The organism is Carboxylicivirga sp. (genome assembly GCF_982718395.1).
In genome coordinates this window covers 21,974-39,617 of sequence record NZ_CEXQWX010000042.1, presented here as the reverse complement: position 1 = coordinate 39,617, position 17,644 = coordinate 21,974, and the positions used below count along the sequence as shown (strand labels likewise).

Annotated in this window: 12 protein-coding genes; 6 read left to right on the top strand and 6 right to left on the bottom strand. The window is 36.5% G+C overall.

The genetic code is table 11. The annotated features are described in order from the left end of the window. Positions 1 to 2,278: GDSL-type esterase/lipase family protein (locus AC4MRQ_RS10075; protein WP_491197545.1), on the top strand; the 2,278-nt coding region annotated here is incomplete at its 5' end. A gap of 475 nt (positions 2,279 to 2,753) precedes the next feature. On the opposite strand, the gene AC4MRQ_RS10070 is transcribed toward AC4MRQ_RS10075, so the two are convergent. From AC4MRQ_RS10070 to AC4MRQ_RS10055, 4 genes are all read right to left on the bottom strand, one after another. Then, positions 2,754 to 3,353: a DUF6624 domain-containing protein gene (locus AC4MRQ_RS10070; RefSeq protein ID WP_491197544.1), complete on the bottom strand. Its 600-nt coding sequence runs from the start codon at positions 3,351 to 3,353 to the stop codon at positions 2,754 to 2,756. Between the two features lie 235 nt (positions 3,354 to 3,588). After that, positions 3,589 to 6,972, bottom strand: coding sequence for a DEAD/DEAH box helicase (locus tag AC4MRQ_RS10065; RefSeq protein ID WP_491197543.1), 3,384 nt, complete (start codon positions 6,970 to 6,972; stop codon positions 3,589 to 3,591). Beyond that, the gene (locus tag AC4MRQ_RS10060; RefSeq protein ID WP_491197542.1) at positions 6,969 to 7,796 is read right to left on the bottom strand and encodes a Hachiman antiphage defense system protein HamA; all 828 of its coding nucleotides are present in this window, start codon (positions 7,794 to 7,796) and stop codon (positions 6,969 to 6,971) included. Before AC4MRQ_RS10060 ends, AC4MRQ_RS10065 begins: the two co-directional genes overlap by 4 nt. Before the next feature lie 514 nt (positions 7,797 to 8,310). Then, positions 8,311 to 8,691, bottom strand: a complete 381-nt coding sequence (locus AC4MRQ_RS10055) for an HU family DNA-binding protein (RefSeq protein ID WP_491197541.1) — start codon at positions 8,689 to 8,691, stop codon at positions 8,311 to 8,313. 755 nt (positions 8,692 to 9,446) lie between these two features. Here AC4MRQ_RS10055 and AC4MRQ_RS10050 point away from each other — a divergent pair. From AC4MRQ_RS10050 to AC4MRQ_RS10040, 3 genes are all read left to right on the top strand, one after another. After that, positions 9,447 to 11,108 (top strand): ATP-binding protein, encoded by a 1,662-nt coding sequence (locus AC4MRQ_RS10050; RefSeq protein WP_491197540.1) that lies wholly within the window; start codon positions 9,447 to 9,449, stop codon positions 11,106 to 11,108. Positions 11,109 to 11,653: 545 nt separating this feature from the next. After that, entirely contained in the window at positions 11,654 to 12,502 is an 849-nt protein-coding gene (locus AC4MRQ_RS10045) for a DUF4349 domain-containing protein (RefSeq protein ID WP_491197539.1), read from the top strand. A gap of 88 nt (positions 12,503 to 12,590) precedes the next feature. Beyond that, positions 12,591 to 14,090: an alkaline phosphatase D family protein gene (locus AC4MRQ_RS10040; protein ID WP_491197538.1), complete on the top strand. Its 1,500-nt coding sequence runs from the start codon at positions 12,591 to 12,593 to the stop codon at positions 14,088 to 14,090. 82 nt (positions 14,091 to 14,172) lie between these two features. Here AC4MRQ_RS10040 and AC4MRQ_RS10035 read toward each other — a convergent pair whose 3' ends face one another. Both AC4MRQ_RS10035 and AC4MRQ_RS10030 read right to left on the bottom strand, forming a co-directional pair. After that, positions 14,173 to 14,526, bottom strand: coding sequence for a hypothetical protein (locus AC4MRQ_RS10035; protein ID WP_491197537.1), 354 nt, complete (start codon positions 14,524 to 14,526; stop codon positions 14,173 to 14,175). Positions 14,527 to 14,628: 102 nt separating this feature from the next. Then, positions 14,629 to 15,456, bottom strand: coding sequence for a LytTR family DNA-binding domain-containing protein (locus AC4MRQ_RS10030; protein WP_491197536.1), 828 nt, complete (start codon positions 15,454 to 15,456; stop codon positions 14,629 to 14,631). 325 nt (positions 15,457 to 15,781) lie between these two features. Here AC4MRQ_RS10030 and AC4MRQ_RS10025 point away from each other — a divergent pair, with 325 nt between their 5' ends. Next, entirely contained in the window at positions 15,782 to 16,312 is a 531-nt protein-coding gene (locus AC4MRQ_RS10025) for an RNA polymerase sigma-70 factor (protein ID WP_491197535.1), read from the top strand. 237 nt (positions 16,313 to 16,549) lie between these two features. Beyond that, the gene (locus AC4MRQ_RS10020; RefSeq protein WP_491197534.1) at positions 16,550 to 17,614 is read left to right on the top strand and encodes a FecR family protein; all 1,065 of its coding nucleotides are present in this window, start codon (positions 16,550 to 16,552) and stop codon (positions 17,612 to 17,614) included. Positions 17,615 to 17,644 lie beyond the last annotated feature (30 nt).

Here is a 17,644-nt window from a genome sequence, read left to right as displayed (position 1 = left end):
AAGTGGGACAAATATAGCAGGCCTTGATCGATCACGAGCTTATGCACTTAACCTGAAACATTTTATTGGACGGGTTCGTGAGCAATTCAATGCTCCTGATATGTTGTTTGTTTATGGTTATGTAATCCCCATTGATCAGCCAAGATTTACCGGACGACAAGAAGTGCGTCAGGCACAGTTCGATATCAGCCAGAATTCAGGTCATGCTCTGGCCACCAAGGGAGCTTTATTGGTGCAAACCGATGATTTACCGTTACGATGTGTTGAGCCGGGTATTAATATGCCCAATGACAAAGTGCATTTTAATACCAAAGCCCAACTTGAGTTGGGTCGTCGGTACGCCACAGCTATAGCCGGTGGTATGGGAAAAGCAAGCCCGAAGATATCTTTTACCGGACGTCAGTCGAAATGGCATGGCTTTAAACGATTCGATTTTGAATTCGAAGGACGGCCTGCACATGTAATCGTTCCGAATCAGGCGCTAGAAGGCAAACCATGGGTGTGGCGTGCACGTTTCCCCGAGTGGCACTATGAAACCGACAGCATCTTATTAAGCGAAGGTTTTCATATAGCTCACCTGAATACCAATGAACTGTTTGGAAGTCCTGAAGCTGTGGCTGCCTGGGATGCCTTTTATGAGCACCTTACTTCGAAACATCAGCTATCGAAAAAGGTAGCACTCGAAGGAGTCAGTCGTGGTGGTTTATTTATCTACAATTGGGCGAAACAAAATCCCGAAAAGGTGTCGTGCATTTATGCTGAAGCGCCGGTATGTGATTTCAAGAGCTGGCCGGGAGGTTTCGGAACAGGCATTGGCAGTGAAGCCGACTGGAAAAAGCTAAAGAAGGCCTATGGTTTTACTTCAGATAAAGCCGCCAAAGCATGGATGAATAATCCCATTGATCAACTGGATGATTTGGCTAAATACAAAGTGCCCATTATGCACATGATAGGTTTAGACGACCAGGTGGTGCCACCAAGCGAAAACAGCTTTATATTAGCCGATCGCTATGTGAAACTGGGCGGACCGGTTACACTGATTCCCTGTACCGATGGCAAACAGAAACTAAAGGGACACCATTTCCCCATTGAATCCCCTCAGTTAGTGGCCGATTTTATTATGCGCAATACCTGGATGCCTAAAGAGTTATCAACGGTTCAATATATACATCATCTTCGTGGGGGTATTCGTAATAGTTTAATAAAGTTTGAACGCGAAAAGAAAGGGCGAGTGGCCTTTTTAGGCGGATCAATCACCTATAACGGAGGCTGGCGAGATAGCATTTGTGCCTACCTTCAAAAGCGATTCCCCGAAACAGAGTTTGAGTTTATTGCAGCCGGTATTCCATCAATGGGTACCACACCAGCTGCCTTCCGTTTGCAGCGCGATGTGCTATCAAAGGGTAAAATCGATCTGTTGTTTGAAGAAGCAGCCGTTAATGATGCGTCGAACGGACGAACGGACCAGGAACAGCTTCGTGCCATGGAAGGAATTGTAAGGCATTTGCGCGATGTAAATCCTGAAATAGATGTGGTGTTGATGCATTTTGTTGATCCCGATAAAATGGAGAGCTACCGCACCGGAAATGTACCCAAAGTGATTCAAAACCACGAAGCGGTGGCAGAGCACTATAATATTCCATCCATCAACCTGGCTAAAGAAGTGACCGAACGAATTGATGCAGGTGAATTTACCTGGGAGGATGATTTTAGAAACCTGCACCCTTCACCATTTGGACAAGGTGTTTATGCCCGTTCCATGCTGACCTTTCTGGATAAAGCCTGGGCAGGGTTTGTGGCCGGGGATGATAAGGTAAGCATGTATTCGCAGCCTGCACCATTAGATGCTGATAATTATAGTAATGGTGAACTGATACTGGCCGAAGAGGCAAAGCTGACAAGTGGCTGGACCATGATTAATAAGTGGAAGCCGAAGGATGGTAAGCGAGGTCGTGATAACTACATTAAAGTACCGATGCTGGTAGCAGAAGGTGAATCAGGTACCCTGCAGTTTAAATTTGAAGGGCAAGCCGTTGGTATTGCCGTGGCAGCGGGCCCTGATGCAGGTATTATTGAGTACTCCATCGATGGTGGCGAATGGCAACAGCAGGATTTATTTACCAACTGGAGCATGCATCTGCATTTGCCATGGTACTACACCCTTGCAACAGGCTTGGATAATAAGAAGCATACACTAAAAATCAGATTAGCGAAGGAAGCCGGTAAACAAAGCACAGGCAATGCCTGCCGCATTCGTTATTTCTATGTGAATAAATAATATAGTTGGGAATTATTACAGATCGCATCCTTATTGGCAGGTTGTTAATAAGGATGTGATCTTTTTTGTCTTATTTATCAAGCAAAAGGACTGACTTTATTAATTTTCAATTCGCATGATAGCTGGGAAACTTAATAGCTTACTATATCCTCTTTAAATGTATTAGTTTCCCTGAAGATACCTCAATATCAATTTGAGTTAATAGAACTTCAATATTTCCTGTCCCTATTAATATTTGCTCGTTTAAGCTTTCATCTGAGATTAAAACTTCATAGTTCCCTTCTAAATGCTCTCTTATAGATTCATAACTAGTTGCAACATTGACCTTTCTGCAACTTAAGCATTTATAATAAAAACTATTCAAATGAATAAATTCACCTAAACTTCCGTTACAATACTCACACTTCCCATTCATAGTAATATGCTATTCTTTAATTCAATTTCTATTTGTTTTCACTATTCAGCAATTTGTCTTTTATTTTATCCAGCCCACCGATTTTCGCCATTTGTCAAACTCCTGTTTTCGTAGGTTATAATCTATAGGTGGCGATTGATTTTCATTTTTAGCCTGCCTTCTTATATACTTAGTCTGTTCTTCAATGGTGTTAAGCCCGATAAGTTTTCTTCTTTGATTGACTTTGGTGATGTTGTCACATAAATTGGAACTTAACTTGCCGTTCTGATCCCAATCGAATTGAGTGCCGTAAAGCTGGGGTTTTCCTTCAAATACAGCTATTCTGTCACTCAGATAAGCCAGATTCTTTGGATTGGCTTTGTTTTGTGCCACTGAGGTTTCCAATAACTTCAGGCACCTTTTCATAAAATTGGGTTGTCCAATTGAGTGTTGGATAATTAACCAGGTCGCTTCGTTGGCTTCTTTACCTACTTTGTCAATTGTTGGATAACCGATTTGATCAATTATCTCATTTAATAACTCAGCATTCCGATTATGTAATTTCTCCATTTCCTTGTTATAACCTTCTGAAAGCTGTCCGTTCTGAACAAGTCTGTCCCGAAGTGCAAGGTCTGCATCTTTCAATTCAATGATCCTTTTCGCAAAGCCTTTGTAATCCATTCTATTTAAAGTCAATTGTGGTATAAGCGCATTAAAAAAACACAAGGTACATAAATCTGTGAAAGGGGTCGATCTTTTGTAGTGTCGTCTCTTTATTTAATTACTTAAGCTTGTTCGGTAGTAGTATTACAGATCGCATCCTTAAAGGTTTGTTTGCTAGTTAGGATGCGATCTTTTTTGTAATCTCAAGACTTAGGTTATCAATTAACTTAAAGCTTTATTGGTGTATGATATGTTAGTTAAATCTCACATATGGGTTTTTACAATTCATTTTCCAAACCTTATCATTTTCATTATAATCAAAGTAAATCCCGTTTAGCTTATTTACTTCCGAAAAATCAATTTCACAATCTTCACTAATTTTCTCTAATACCTTAAAATCTGGGCTAAATAAATATTGGTCTTCATTAATTAATTTAGCAATTAGTCTCTGGGTATTTTCGTGCACATTGCCAAAGGTAAAATTTGGAACTTTATTAATCTTTAGAAGTTCTCTTTTTGAAAAGCGAATTAGTAAATCAATCCAAGAAGATGCTGTTTCGGAAACTTGTTTCTTATAAAACTCAGAATGCCTTATTAAGTCAGTTTTGTATGTTTTAATACTTTTCTCCCAAAGTTCATCGTCAAAAAGATTTGATATTTCAAGGGCAGAAGACCTTGAACGAATACCAGCTTGATAAATTTTAACTGCTGTTATTACGGGCAATCCTAATTCGACAAGAATTGCTAATTCTTCAATAACCTCGGATTCTTCTATTAAGTTACGTTTTATAAGTTTTTTTGAAATTCCATTTAAAACCCATGGAAGATTAAAAGAATAATGCTTAGTTATTATATCAATAGCATTCTCTAGATGTATAATATCAGACATTGGAATACCGCTTAACCACATTTGTCTAATATCCTTTTCATCGGCACTTTGCAAATATTCTTCCGCAAGAGCATTGATTTCATTAATTGAATTTTCAATATTTTCAAGCAACAATATTCTATTCTCCAATGTTTTGTCATCAATAATGTAAGATTGAATAAATGCTATTATATCGTCAAGCTTATCTTCAATTTGTAAATCGGAGTTAATAGGTATACCCGATGTCACAACTTTTTCCCAATCAGATTTTTCTTCACCTACCTTTCTTGTAATTCCCTTTATTCTTGCTTTGACAAACTCTATCACTTCATAGCCTGTGATGTCGTCAAAGTTATTCGCTTGTATGTATGCTAATGATTTAACAAAGTATTCCTCAACCCATGAAACATCGTTTTCATCATTGTTATTAGAATTATGTAGAGCTAATAAACCATCATCAATCCAATCAAGTAGAGAATCTATTTTTTCAGATTTTTCATGTATTTCACTAAATCTATTTTCAGCAATCAATTCAATAAACTTTTCGAATGAAAGGTCATTTTGCAAAGCTAAATTTTTCAAAACTCTTATAAGTTGTAAGCAACCACTTTTAGCTTTATCAATTTTTGCTTTGTCCAAATATTCCAAGATATTATTTCTATCCCGTTGCCTTCTTTTTCTATTCTTATTTACTACATCATGTATAACTAAAACTTTACCCTCATGGTCAACAAAAGCTCTACCTGCTCTACCTGCAATATTCCAGAAGTCCCTTTTAGTTATGGGGATAGGCTTTTTTGCAATTGGATTAAATCCTTGAGTTAATGTTGAAAAGATAACTGTAGAAACTCCAAGGTTTACTCCTTGACCTAGAGTTGAAGTAGCAATTATAACTTTGGGCTTTTCGCTTCTCATCAAACGTTCAAGTGGTAATCTAACATCAGCTAATAAATCAGCATTATGACAAAACACACCCATTTTGGCAAAATTCAACCATTCTGAATCAGCCCCATATGATTCAGTACATGCAAGTTCAAAAGCACGCCAATTACTTTTATTCTTAAACTCAAAATCACTGTCGCCAGGAGCAATACACTTTTCGTATTCTCTTGCTATAGTAAAAACTGATTTTTTAATACCTGCAAAGATTAATACTGGGCCAAAGTTTCTTAATTTATATGCTGTTGCAGCAACAGCTTGATTTTTGCTTTCTGGGAAATAACGTGGTTTCCTTTGTCTAGGTTTTCTTGGCAATTCTTCCTGAATAATAAAATTGGGGTTAAATGAATTTCTTTCAGTATCAGTACTTCTCCAATTCAAATCAACCGAGTTTCCATTCCACTCCATTATTCCAATCCTCTCATCCGACGGACGCCAATTTTCTTTGTATACATTATCTGGTGAGTTTGTTAACCAGTCTGATAACTCTTCAGCATTGGGTAAAACAGCAGATAATAACAAAAATTTTCCATCATTGCTTTTAACATGATATTTTAACTCTTCATAAAATATCTCATTAACAATAAGCCTTTTGTCTGCTCCAAACAAATGTCCTTCATCAACTATTACTAGTTTTAAGCTGGCAAGTATTTCTGCATTACTTCTTAATAAGGCTTTTGCTTTTTCTGGAGTAGCAACAATGACGGAGGATTCATCAATAATTTTTTCGTCAAGTTTGCTAAATAGACTCCCTCCGTACAAGTGTGAAATTGAAATATCTAAATTGCTAAAGATTTCATCTAATGAGTTTTCTATTTCATAAGCTAATGACCTGTACGGAGCAACGAATAGTACTTTTGCATCAGGGTTGGTGGATATGCAATTTAAAATAGCAACTTCTCCAATCCTTGTTTTTCCGCTACTGGTTGGAATACTTACAATACTTCCTTCTTGTTTATTGTCTAATACTTTAGGTAAAGAGTTTCTTTGTGTAACAAATAACTCTGTAATACTTCCACTAGTTTTATAAACAAGTGATTGAATATATTTTAAAGGTAAATTGTCTTGAGTATTGAAATATTCAGATAAAACTTGCCATAGGGAAGATTGAGTAAAACCGTCAAGAATTAATAGCAGTAGTCTTATTACCCACCAAATATCTGGTTCTCCCTTAATTTCTGCAATTTCTTGTAGATTTTTAAGGTTTCTTTTTGCTACTTCTAATAATTCAAATTCGCCAGTATGATAATATTTGACATATGAGTTTAATGCTTTTGCGATGGTTATTTCATAAATCTTTATTGTAGAATCCTCTATATCGAATTGTTCTGATAAAAAATCATCTGAATAGTTAGAATCTATAACTATTTGATTTATTGAATCTAGTAAATGGTTAAAATCACGTTTTAAAAAAAGAGATACTAAAGAAGAAATAACTGTATCACTTTCAAGTTTTTTGATAAGTATAAATGATTTTGAATACTGAAAACTTACATAGTAACCTAGTGCAGCAATAAGTCCATATAAGTTTTTATACTTGGTTTGTACATTAGGTGAACCATTGACATGTTCTAGAACAGAAGCCCCTTTTTCAATAGCACGAGAAGCTTTAGTGAACATTCTATTTTCAAAATAATTACAGCCGATATTAAGGTATTTAAAAGCAAGGATATTTAGTTGATCATCTTTAATAGTATACCTTGGAAAATTATCTTCGTCCTCTCCTGTGTTATAAAGTATATATCTTGCATTTGCCTGCGCAATAAAGTTCTGTAAAGTAGAGTCAGATTCCAATTTGGTATAGCTTTCTTCTATGTGTTCAAGTCTCATAATGCAACTGGATTTGAAATTAATTCTTCTGCTTTTGTAAATACTGAGTTAATAAAATCCTCAGGATTTTCTATTCCTATAGAAATGAAAACTAAGTTTTCGTTGTCGCTACTCAAATGCGTCTCTACTTTATCTGATGTTGTATTATCGCTTAACAGCAGTCCGATATAAGCTAAATCTCCTCTATCCTTTATGTCTCTGTCAATATAATTATCAAGTTTTTCAGCTAATTCTTCATCTGTTTTTGCAGTTTCCTCGACCAGGAATGAATAGGATAGTGGTAATGTATCTTTACACAAAGAACGCGTTATGTCATCTATCGCTTTCTTTGCTGGTGTTTTTCTGAATTTTGATTCACCTAGAAACATTTTTATTTTTTCTACACCATCCTCTTCGAATAAATCAACCATTAAAGTATCATCACCTTTTATTGACTGGTCAACATTAGGGTTATACCTTAATTTAAAAACTTTAATCAGTTCTTTCTTTTGTGTGGCTTGGATGTATTCTATCAATAATACTTCAGTTCCATTGCCCTTTTTAGTTTTGTCCGCTCTAGGTAACTTGCGGTGTTGCTCTGCGTATTTATCAAATCCAAGATTGCCAAACTTCTCCTTTAGTTTAGTCAATCTATAATTTGTATAATGATGGTCTATTAATTTTCTTGCCATCCATTCTATTAATTCATCGCTTTGTGAATTTAACTCTGTTAGTTCACGATGGCATTTAGTATCAGTATGAGGCAAATCATTTGCAGACAACCAAATCCCAATGTTATGAGAATCGTCAGGATGCTTTCCAATTATTCGTTCTTGTTTGGTCATAATATGCTTTTTAGGAGTGTAAATAAAAAAATCGGCTCCTGGCAAGCCGAAACATTTGGCTGTGGAGTTAGGCTTGCAAATTAGCTAGGCGCGTGTTGACTATTTAGTTGTATGGTTTCTTTTAGAGTGAAGGGCACCGTAGATATAAAGTGCAAAGTGCCTTATATCTACTATGAGATTATTTTTATATTTCATTGTTAATCTGTCGTTTACTCTTTTGGATTATACTTTAGAACTGCCAAGCTTAAACCCTTTGCGTCGAAAGGTTAAACCTTTTGCGTTAAAAGGTTAAGCCTTTTGCATTGAAAGGTTAAACCTTTGGTGTTAAAAGGTTAAGCCTTTGGGACTGAAAGGTTAAACCTTTGGGATTAACCAAATATCCAATAGGATATTAATTGTTGTAATAGCTTGAATTTAAGAATGATGTGTTTTATCAGTAAAAAGTGCCTAAAACCACTGTTTTAAGCACTTTGTTATCATTCTTCAACTTTACATCGCAAAAACTAAGCTGTAATTAATCTACTTTTTCGAACTTAATTTTTTCGATTCCTTCGCGTAATGAAGTAGCAGCTCTAAAACCTACGCTGGTTTTCTTAACATTGTCTACCGTAACTTCTTCGGCCGTTTCGCTTCCTTCGCTGCTGACCCGAAGACTAAGGGTGCCCACATCATCGATCGACACATTGTAGCCCAGCTTAATGTATTTACCTATCAGATCCGATAGAGTAACTAACACCCCCCGCACATCAGCTTTACTGAGCGAAGTCAGGTCTATAATTTCACTTTCTAACTGAGTGCGCTTAACGGTTCCTACGCGAACAGGTTGCACATAATACTTTTTTACATCGCGGTTTTGTGGGTTTGCTTTTTCCTGTACTTTAAATTTTACCGGCATAACTTATTATTTAGGGGTTATTAAAAAGGGTATGCTTATGTGTGTTTGAAGCATACACAATGTTAATAAAAATATTTTAATAGTTGATTAATAAGTTAAATAATTTTTTCAGAACAGATAAAAGAATAATATCGCAGTGTGATATTTTGTATAATGTTAAACTTATAATTATATGATTATCAGTATTTTGTGATTGTTATTCTTGTGGGTAAAATAAAATTGAAATGCAATCATATTTTAATCATTACCTTATAAATCACAAGAAACTTCTAAAATGTTAATTTATATTAACTTGATTTTGATCTAAATTTTGATATTCAGGTTGTGATAAAAAACTGATTTTCAGAATCTGTGCTAAGATATAACGGAAGCATAACTTTAAAGGAATTATGTCGATCAGCAGATGAAATTGATTTATAAATAATGGGTGTGTGGAGTTACAGTACTTAATGCTTACTGTACATTCAATGGAAAGACATTTTTGAGATAGAGGCTCAAACTTCACAACAAGGAGTATCGCCCCTTTATAAAGATGTGTATAAAGAGTAGCCATGAAGGAGAGGAAATACTCATTCCTTCTCCTGCAGAAGAAGGCCGGGATGAGATGTCAAAGTAGGGTGTTAGTATATATTATATAACTCATTTTTGAAAGAGGAGTACCACAAAATGGGGAGGTGGTTATAATCATTAAATTACGATTACTGTTGTTTAACCCCCTGTTTTCAGCTTTAGACGATTTGTAATATCTTAGTGCAATGGATAAAAAACCTGTTTGGTATATTGCATTGGCTACTTTGCTTGTCGCATTAGTAAGTATCCTGGCAGGTGCTTGCCGCCAGACTTCTATATTAACCGAAGAAGAAAAAGTCTGGCTAAAAGAACATCCGAATATCTCCGTTAGCATCATGGCTCATTGGCCTCCTTTCGAATTTATCAATGATGACGGCGAAGTAGTGGGAATGTCGATTGACTTTCTGGAAATAATCGAAGATCGGATTGACCACCGTTTTAAACGAAGTTATTATTTCGACTTTCAGGATGGATTAAATCAGTTGAAGGCGGGGCGCTTTGATATTTTACTTGATATGCAAAGTACACCTGAACGGCTGAACTATATGAATTTCACGCCTCCCTTGACCGATCATCCCCATGTGATTATAGTAAGAGCCAATAATCAACATTTGAAAGATCTGGATCAACTGGCGGATAAAAGTATTGTAGTGGTGGATCAGTTTGCCATACATGAGTATCTGAAATATAACTTTCCACATCTGAAAATTGAACCGATGAACGACGATGTGGATTGCCTGCGTGCCGTGTCAACAGGTGAAAAGGATGCCTTTATTTGTCAACAGGCAGTGGCTACCTATTTAATCGAATCGGAAGGAATCAGTAATCTGCGTATTAGTGGGGAAGTACCCTACAACAATAAACTCGGTATTGCCAGCCGTAAAGCCTTACCAATGTTGAATCAGATCCTGACCAAAGGAGTTAATGCTATTAGTAATAAAGAGAGGGCCGAGGTCTATAACAAGTGGTTGTCACATACCAAAGAATCCTATGCACAGCGGCTTAGAATATTCTATTATAGCGGAGCAAGCATTACTGTTGTTTTATTGCTGATGCTGTTTTTTAATGTCATGCTCCGAAGAAAAGTGAAGCAGCGTACATTAGATCTTATTGCAGCTAAAGAGCAGGCAGAAGAGGCGGATCGGCTTAAATCGGCTTTTCTGGCTAATATGAGTCATGAAATAAGAACACCGATGAATGCCATTGCCGGATTTGGTGAAATATTGTATGGAGGCGAACTGAGCGGGGACGATGTAAAGACCTATTCAGAGATAATTTACAAAAACAGCAGGCACCTGCTTCACCTGATTGATGATATTATTGGTTTCTCGAAACTTGAAGCCAACCAGGTGACCATTAGCAAAAAGCTCTTTGCCATAAATCGATTGTTTGAACAGCTACAGGCCAATAACAAAGCTTTGTTGCAATCGGCAGAGAAAGAAACGCTTACCCTGGAATATAAATACGGGCTGAAAGATGGTAAGGACAGCATTGTTGGTGACGAAACACGGATTTTGCAAGTGATGACCAACCTTGTGAATAACGCGATAAAATTTACGAATAAGGGAAAAATAACCATCGGTTATAAGGTGCAACTAAATGGCGATATCCGGTTTTTTGTGAAGGACACTGGTATTGGCATTGCTAAGGAACGGCATAAGGAAATTTTTCAACGTTTTGTGCAGGTCAAAAATGACGACACCATCCACCTGAAAGGAACTGGGTTAGGCTTACCAATTTGCAAATCACTGGTTGAAATGATGGGTGGACAAATTGACCTGAAATCGGAACCGGGTGTAGGCTCCGAGTTTTCTTTTACCATTCCGGTTCGGGGAGTGGGTGTATAAGCAGGTGTTATTGCAATCTAATTAAATAAAACGGATCGCATGTTTATTTACATTATGGGCATAAAGATGCGATCCATAATACATGATGTGAAAAACTCGCTAAGCGCTTTTAATGCGCTAAGCGAATAACAGAAAATATTAGTACTTAGGTATTAGAGGTGAACTATTATACCCTCTCAACCTGCATTTATCGGAGGAGTTCGTCTTATGCTTCCATTTTAAGACCTTACAGACCATAAATCGTAATTACAGCATTCTGATTGCCCTGTAAGGGTAATACGTAACAGCATAGTCCGTAAGGGCTATGATCAAATATGCGATGCGAATGAGGGCTGAAAGTCCGGCACATCTGTTATTGGTAAATTAATTTTAACTGTTTATTCGTATTAGTAATATCAGTCCGTTTAACCAAAATTTATAATTTAGCATACACTAATCAGGAACACACAAAATAAATGACTTTTACTTTCAATTCTATTACAAAAAATATCATCAAAAACTTTTGATAACAAAGAACCGCCTGTAATAGACAAAAATCAGAAACTATGAAAGCAACAACAATCCTACTCTTACTAACAATCTTATTTGCAACTTCCTGTCACCATAAAACAGGTAATGGTGAGTCCTACAACTTTGCTGCTATGGAAGAGGAAGTGCCTATTACACGACAAGAAAGTGTAACACCTCCGTTGCCTCCTTCACCATCAGTTCAAAAGCAGGAAGTAATCAAAAAGAAGATCATTAAAGATGGTCGTATGGGTCTTAAAGTAAACGATCTGGAACGCACCAAAGGCCGGGTTGACTCATTAGTTAAAAGTGTTGAGGGGTATTATGCCAACGAGAACCTGAATAACTCAGATTGGGAATCGTCTTATAACCTGACGATCAGAATCCCAAGTTCTAACTTTGAACGCTTTATAGATGCACTGGAACAAGGCGATGGTGAAATATTGTACAAAGAAGTTGATGCGCGTGATGTAACGGATGAGTTTATCGATCTGGAAACACGATTGAAGAATAAGCGAGCCTATATAAAGCGATATACCGAGTTATTGCAAAAAGCTGGCAATGTAAAAGAAATGCTGGAGATACAGGAAAAGATTCGTCGTTTGGAAGAGGAAGTGGAAAGCACAACCGGCCGATTAAAATACCTGAGTGATCAGGTTGATTACAGTACCCTTCGTCTAAGCATTTTCAAACAAAAAGAATTTAAATACAGTCCTCGAAAAAGAGTTAAATTCTCCGAAAGCATTAAGCAATCCCTGTCAAAAGGTTGGTTCGGGTTTGTTGATTTTATTATATGGTTCGTCAAGCTCTGGCCATTATGGATCATTACCGTCCTTCTTATATATGCTTTAAGGAGAATAAGAAGAAAACGTAAGCAAAGTAAGTAAGGGTTAGAGTTAAATCCAATGATTAGATTTCTATGACAATATTGGAAAGAACTGTAGGGATTTTTATAACATTGAAAAAGATCGGATAATGAGTCTTTATAAATTAATGGTGATTGGGGCATTCATTGTTATTGCAAGTTTAGGCAGCAATTGTTATGCTCAAGACAAAGAATCCATAGCTCTGCGAGAAAACGTCACCCTAAAAGAAGCGCATATTGGTAGTACTGAAATAGATATCAGATTACTTGATAGTTATGGGGAGGTGCCTACAAATATTCGCCAATTTTATCTCGAAGCCAGAGAAGAATTTTCTGCCCATGATGCCAGCTTTACAAGCGACGCCATTATTGACGCTGCACGAAATAATGGAGTCATGATGATGGGAGGACCCATGTTGGGTGATCTGAAAGATGGTGGAGTAAGTATATGGCTGAGGCCAGCCAGTACGAACACCCTCACCATAAAGGTGCTTAAACCGGATGGTGATGAAATGAAACAAATAACAATTAAACCAGCTGTAGCAGGTAAGGAGCAGCGAGTAAAATTAAACGGTTTATCATCTGCCAGCGAATATAAGTATGTAATACTCTCGGATAATAAGACCATTGCAGAGGGTGCTTTTTCAACTGCGCCTTCTGTTGATGAAAAGAGTCAGGTGAGGCTGACATTTGGGTCCTGTTTTCATAAGATAGGCCTTCATAATCCTAACCTTATTAATGCCATATTAAACAGACAACCCAATGCGATGTTGCTATTAGGTGATATTGCGGTTGATGACCGGGAAAACAAATTTAGCATGCACCGGTCTGACTATTTGCTCCGTGATGTATCACAAGCCTGGAAGAGACTCTCGGCTAACGTTCCTTTATATGCAAGTTGGGATGATCATGATTATCTGAATAACGATCTGAGTGGTATTCCTGAGTCATTTACCGCGAACGATATTGATGAGCTAAGAAAGATATGGTATCAGAATTGGAATAACCCTCACAATGATAATGAAGGAATTTATTTTAATACTCGTATTGGTCAGGTTGAAATAATAATGCTTGATACAAGATCATGTCGTGAGCTAGAGAGAAAAGGTCTGTATGGTTCGTATTTGGGAAAAGATCAGCTTAAATGGCTAAAAAAGACATTAAAGAAATCAACTGCACCATTTAAGATTATTTCGAGTGGAACCATGTGGAGCGATGATATATCAAATGGAAAGGATTCGTGGGGTATTTGGGACAAACCGGCCAGAGAGGAAATTTTCAGCTTGATCGAAAGGGAGAAAATTCCGGGTGTACTATTAATTAGTGGTGACCGACATGGTGCGAGAGGATTTACAATTCCCAGACCCTCAGGATACAAGTTGTATGAGTTCGAGGCTGCAACGCTTGGTGGAGTTCCTGGACCGAATGCCATGGCAAAGGATCAGGTAAATCAGATTTTTGGTTATCACGGAAAAGGCTTAAGAGCTTTTGGTGAATTTACTTTTAGTGCGGAAGGACCAGAACCCCAGGTAACCTTCAGGTTGATTAATGAGTTTGGTGATATCTTAGGAGAACATGTGATATCCTATACCCAGCTAACTCCACGTTAAAAACCTACCTTCGATTTAAAACGATTGTAAAATAAATGCCAGTAAGAGTCACACTTCTTACTGGCATTTTTAGATAATAATTCTATTCCCTTTTCATCACAACCGGAAGATCACCCTCAGGAGTTTCCGCATATCCTTCAATAACTCCGTTTTTAATCTCCAGGATTACAGGAATCATCTGATACTCAACCTCAACTTCAAAGGAGTATTTGTTGTCTTTATAAGTCACTTTAATATCCTTAAGCTCTTCGTATTCGAATTCAAGCGTTAGCATTAATGCGTTATCTTTTTCGTAAAATACAGCTTTACCGGTTTGGTAGTCATAAGGAGCTTGCTCAGATTCAAATTTCCAGTTACCGATAATGTCTTTCTCTGCTGCTTGAATTGTTAAAACATATGCGAACGTTAAGGCAAAAAATGCAATAAATTTTTTCATGATATTTTTGATTTTAAATTAATACTTCGATCCAAAAATACCCGGCGAAAAAGTGCATTACAAATTTATGGGAGTAGCTATCACATTATGGGATATTCGTCACTATTTGCTAATTAACTCTTTGACCTGTGGGATAAAACTCTTCGATACAGGGATGAACATGTCAGTGTTTTTTAGCTTTATCTGATAGCTTCTGGCCACTTTCTTAATAGTTTCTATGTTCTGAATGTTAATAATAAAAGAACGGTGGCAACGCATTAAACCTTTATCGACAAACTCAGATTCAACCCTTTTTAAAGTGTTTCTAACCAGCTCTTTTTTAACAATCCCATCGTCGGTGTAATAAATCGTGACGTAATTATCCGATGACTCTAAATAAAGAACGTGTGATGGTTTAATGCTCATTTGGGTTTGATTTTTCTCATCCGTGAAATGGAATAAATCAACTTTTGGTTGCTCCGGTGTGGTTACATTTTCAAGTTTAGTGCCGAAGAAAGAACTTAGTAGTAGTAACGAAAAGGTATATGGTAAAAACAATATAAGCGATGTATAGCGAAGTGTGGTTAACAGTTCGTTCAAAAAGAAACTGCCCTGGTCGCCATAAATTAATGTTGAGATAACTGATATAAACAGTACTTCACATACCAGCCATATAATCAGGTGTTTTACTTTAAAATCACGCGATTTAAAGATGATATAGATAATCAATTGCGAGAGAAACAAAGTGCCAAGACCTATTAACAGGAATCCATGTAAACCTAAAAAAGATATCCAGTCAGGGATAGAAATCCAGGAACTTATATTAAAAGCATTTAAACCAAATAATATAAAGGTGCATATTAAAAGAGTGGTAACAATATGCATAACTCTTTTCAACCAAGAGTCAAAGTGAGGAAAGCTCTTATTTAAATAGTCCGTTAATTTCTTCATCTATCTATGCTATATACGCAAAAATAATATTCTATGCGTAGAACAAAACAGTTGATCTAAATAATCTGCTGAAAAAATCGCTTAGCAGTATCAATGATATCATACCAACCAATAATAATTACTTTTTAGCGTTTCCTATATCAATCCAATAATTTATCGAAACGAAGAGAGTTAAGAGTGAGTAATTGTAAGTGGTTGTAATTTAGTGTCATATAATTATCTGGATAAGTGCGTTGCATTTTTCGGACTTTTATTACTTAAATAATCCGAAGATTATATCAATACAATTCTACATTAGTTTTTCGCGAAAACCAAGTTGTTAGTAATGAGTGTTAAACCGCATATATTTGGCCTGAATGTTAATGAGGATGCTGATGCTTTTGAGCAACTCTATATGGGAAATTACCGGTTGGCTTATAAGTATTGTCTGCGCTTTGTTAAAACACCATCGATTTGTGAGGATATTGTTCAGGATGTTTTTGCCTGGATCTGGAAGAACAGGAAGGCAATTCATATTCAAAAGTCATTTACGTCATACCTGTTAAAAGCCTGCCATAATGCTTGTATCAATTACTTCAATAAGGAGCGAAACAAGAAAGACTTTGTGCAAAAGAGCTTGAAAAAAGGCATTCGTATTGAAGATGGTTATTCCATTATCTATGAAGAAGAAATGCGTAATATTCTCAATGATTTGATAGATGAATTACCTGAGCAATGCCGTAATGTTTTTATCCTCAGCCGGGAAAAAGGATTGAAGTATAAAGAAATAGCCAACCAATTAAATATCTCTCCAAAGACTGTAGAGACTCAGATTTATAGGGCTTTAAAGTTTATTAAACGTCGTCTGAAATATTAAGAAACTGTTTAAGTTTTATCCTTTGGCTTATTTTGGCGACTTAAACCCTCATACTTCTGCAAAAATTCTTTAAATAGCGATGCTATTCTCATCATTTTTGCCTTGTCTGAGAACTTAATTCATCCAAACTAACTCACAAAAACAAAATTTAAACAGTTTCTAAGAATTAATTTTTTTAAAACTTTTTGTAAGGGATTTTTCTCTTTGGAATGCCAGTCATAAAACAAACCAATAATAATGGCTTCTAAAGAAAAAATATATCAATACATCATTCGCATATTAGAAGGCGAACAACTGCGTGAGAACGAAAAGTTTGAGTTAAAGCAATGGATTAATGCCAATCCTGATGAACAGGATACTTTTGCCAACTTTTCGAATCAATGGATCAATGATCATCCAGACAATCAAGTATCTGACGAATTGATTGAAATGAACTGGCAATCATTCTATAAAGACTTTATTGAACCTGATGTAACGAATGCAAGGAAGAAGACACGGAATATCGCACTGACGTATTATCAGAAAATGGCTGCTGTTTTCATTTTAGGCGCAGTGATCTCTTTGGCCTTGTTTAAAGTATACACTGTTCTAACCCCAGAACAGTTAGCAGTGCAAACCATATCGATTCCTAATGGTGCCCAGTCAGACATAACTTTACCTGATGGTTCGACAGTGAAACTGAATTCGGGTAGTACAATATCTTACTCTAATAACTTTAATAAAGATACCCGAGAGGTAAAGCTGGTAGGCGAAGCTTTTTTTGCAGTTCAGAAGAATCCGAAAAAACCTTTTGTAGTTAATACAAAAGCGTTAGATGTAAAAGCCTATGGAACGGAATTTATTGTAACAGCTTACGATGATGAACAAGAGGTGGAAGCTACCCTGCTTGAAGGTATTATTAGTGTCCAATCTAAAAATGAGACAAACGGAAAAGCCAGGGAAATTTACCTTAAACCTAATGAGCGAATGGTTTATAGCTTGCCTAAAGAAGGGGGGAATGCAAGCACAACACAGGGAGCTGGCAAATATCTGCTTTATAAAAATATAGATTCTAAAGGTATAACAGCCTGGTTGAATAATGAATTATATCTGAAAAACGAACCGATAACCAACCTTGTGAAACGTCTTGAACGAAAGTACAATGTAACGATACAATTGAAAGATGATTCAATGAAAGAACTCAAGTTCTCAGGCTTACTAAAAGATCAGACCATTGAGCAGGTATTATTGGCTTTGAAACTTACCTCGTCAATTGATTACAAGATAAAGGACCGGAAGGTATGGCTCTTTACAAAACAATAAAATATAAATCCACAAATTGAAAAGAAATCT

Coding starts and splice junctions, on each gene's coding strand:
- AC4MRQ_RS10070 (WP_491197544.1), bottom strand. CDS start 3,353: ATGGATTACAAAGGCTTTGCGAAAAGGATCATTGAATTGAAAGATGCA.
- AC4MRQ_RS10035 (WP_491197537.1), bottom strand. CDS start 14,526: ATGAAAAAATTTATTGCATTTTTTGCCTTAACGTTCGCATATGTTTTA.
- AC4MRQ_RS10055 (WP_491197541.1), bottom strand. CDS start 8,691: ATGCCGGTAAAATTTAAAGTACAGGAAAAAGCAAACCCACAAAACCGC.
- AC4MRQ_RS10050 (WP_491197540.1), top strand. CDS start 9,447: ATGGATAAAAAACCTGTTTGGTATATTGCATTGGCTACTTTGCTTGTC.
- AC4MRQ_RS10045 (WP_491197539.1), top strand. CDS start 11,654: ATGAAAGCAACAACAATCCTACTCTTACTAACAATCTTATTTGCAACT.
- AC4MRQ_RS10060 (WP_491197542.1), bottom strand. CDS start 7,796: ATGACCAAACAAGAACGAATAATTGGAAAGCATCCTGACGATTCTCAT.
- AC4MRQ_RS10040 (WP_491197538.1), top strand. CDS start 12,591: ATGAGTCTTTATAAATTAATGGTGATTGGGGCATTCATTGTTATTGCA.
- AC4MRQ_RS10065 (WP_491197543.1), bottom strand. CDS start 6,972: ATGAGACTTGAACACATAGAAGAAAGCTATACCAAATTGGAATCTGAC.
- AC4MRQ_RS10025 (WP_491197535.1), top strand. CDS start 15,782: ATGAGTGTTAAACCGCATATATTTGGCCTGAATGTTAATGAGGATGCT.
- AC4MRQ_RS10020 (WP_491197534.1), top strand. CDS start 16,550: ATGGCTTCTAAAGAAAAAATATATCAATACATCATTCGCATATTAGAA.
- AC4MRQ_RS10030 (WP_491197536.1), bottom strand. CDS start 15,456: ATGAAGAAATTAACGGACTATTTAAATAAGAGCTTTCCTCACTTTGAC.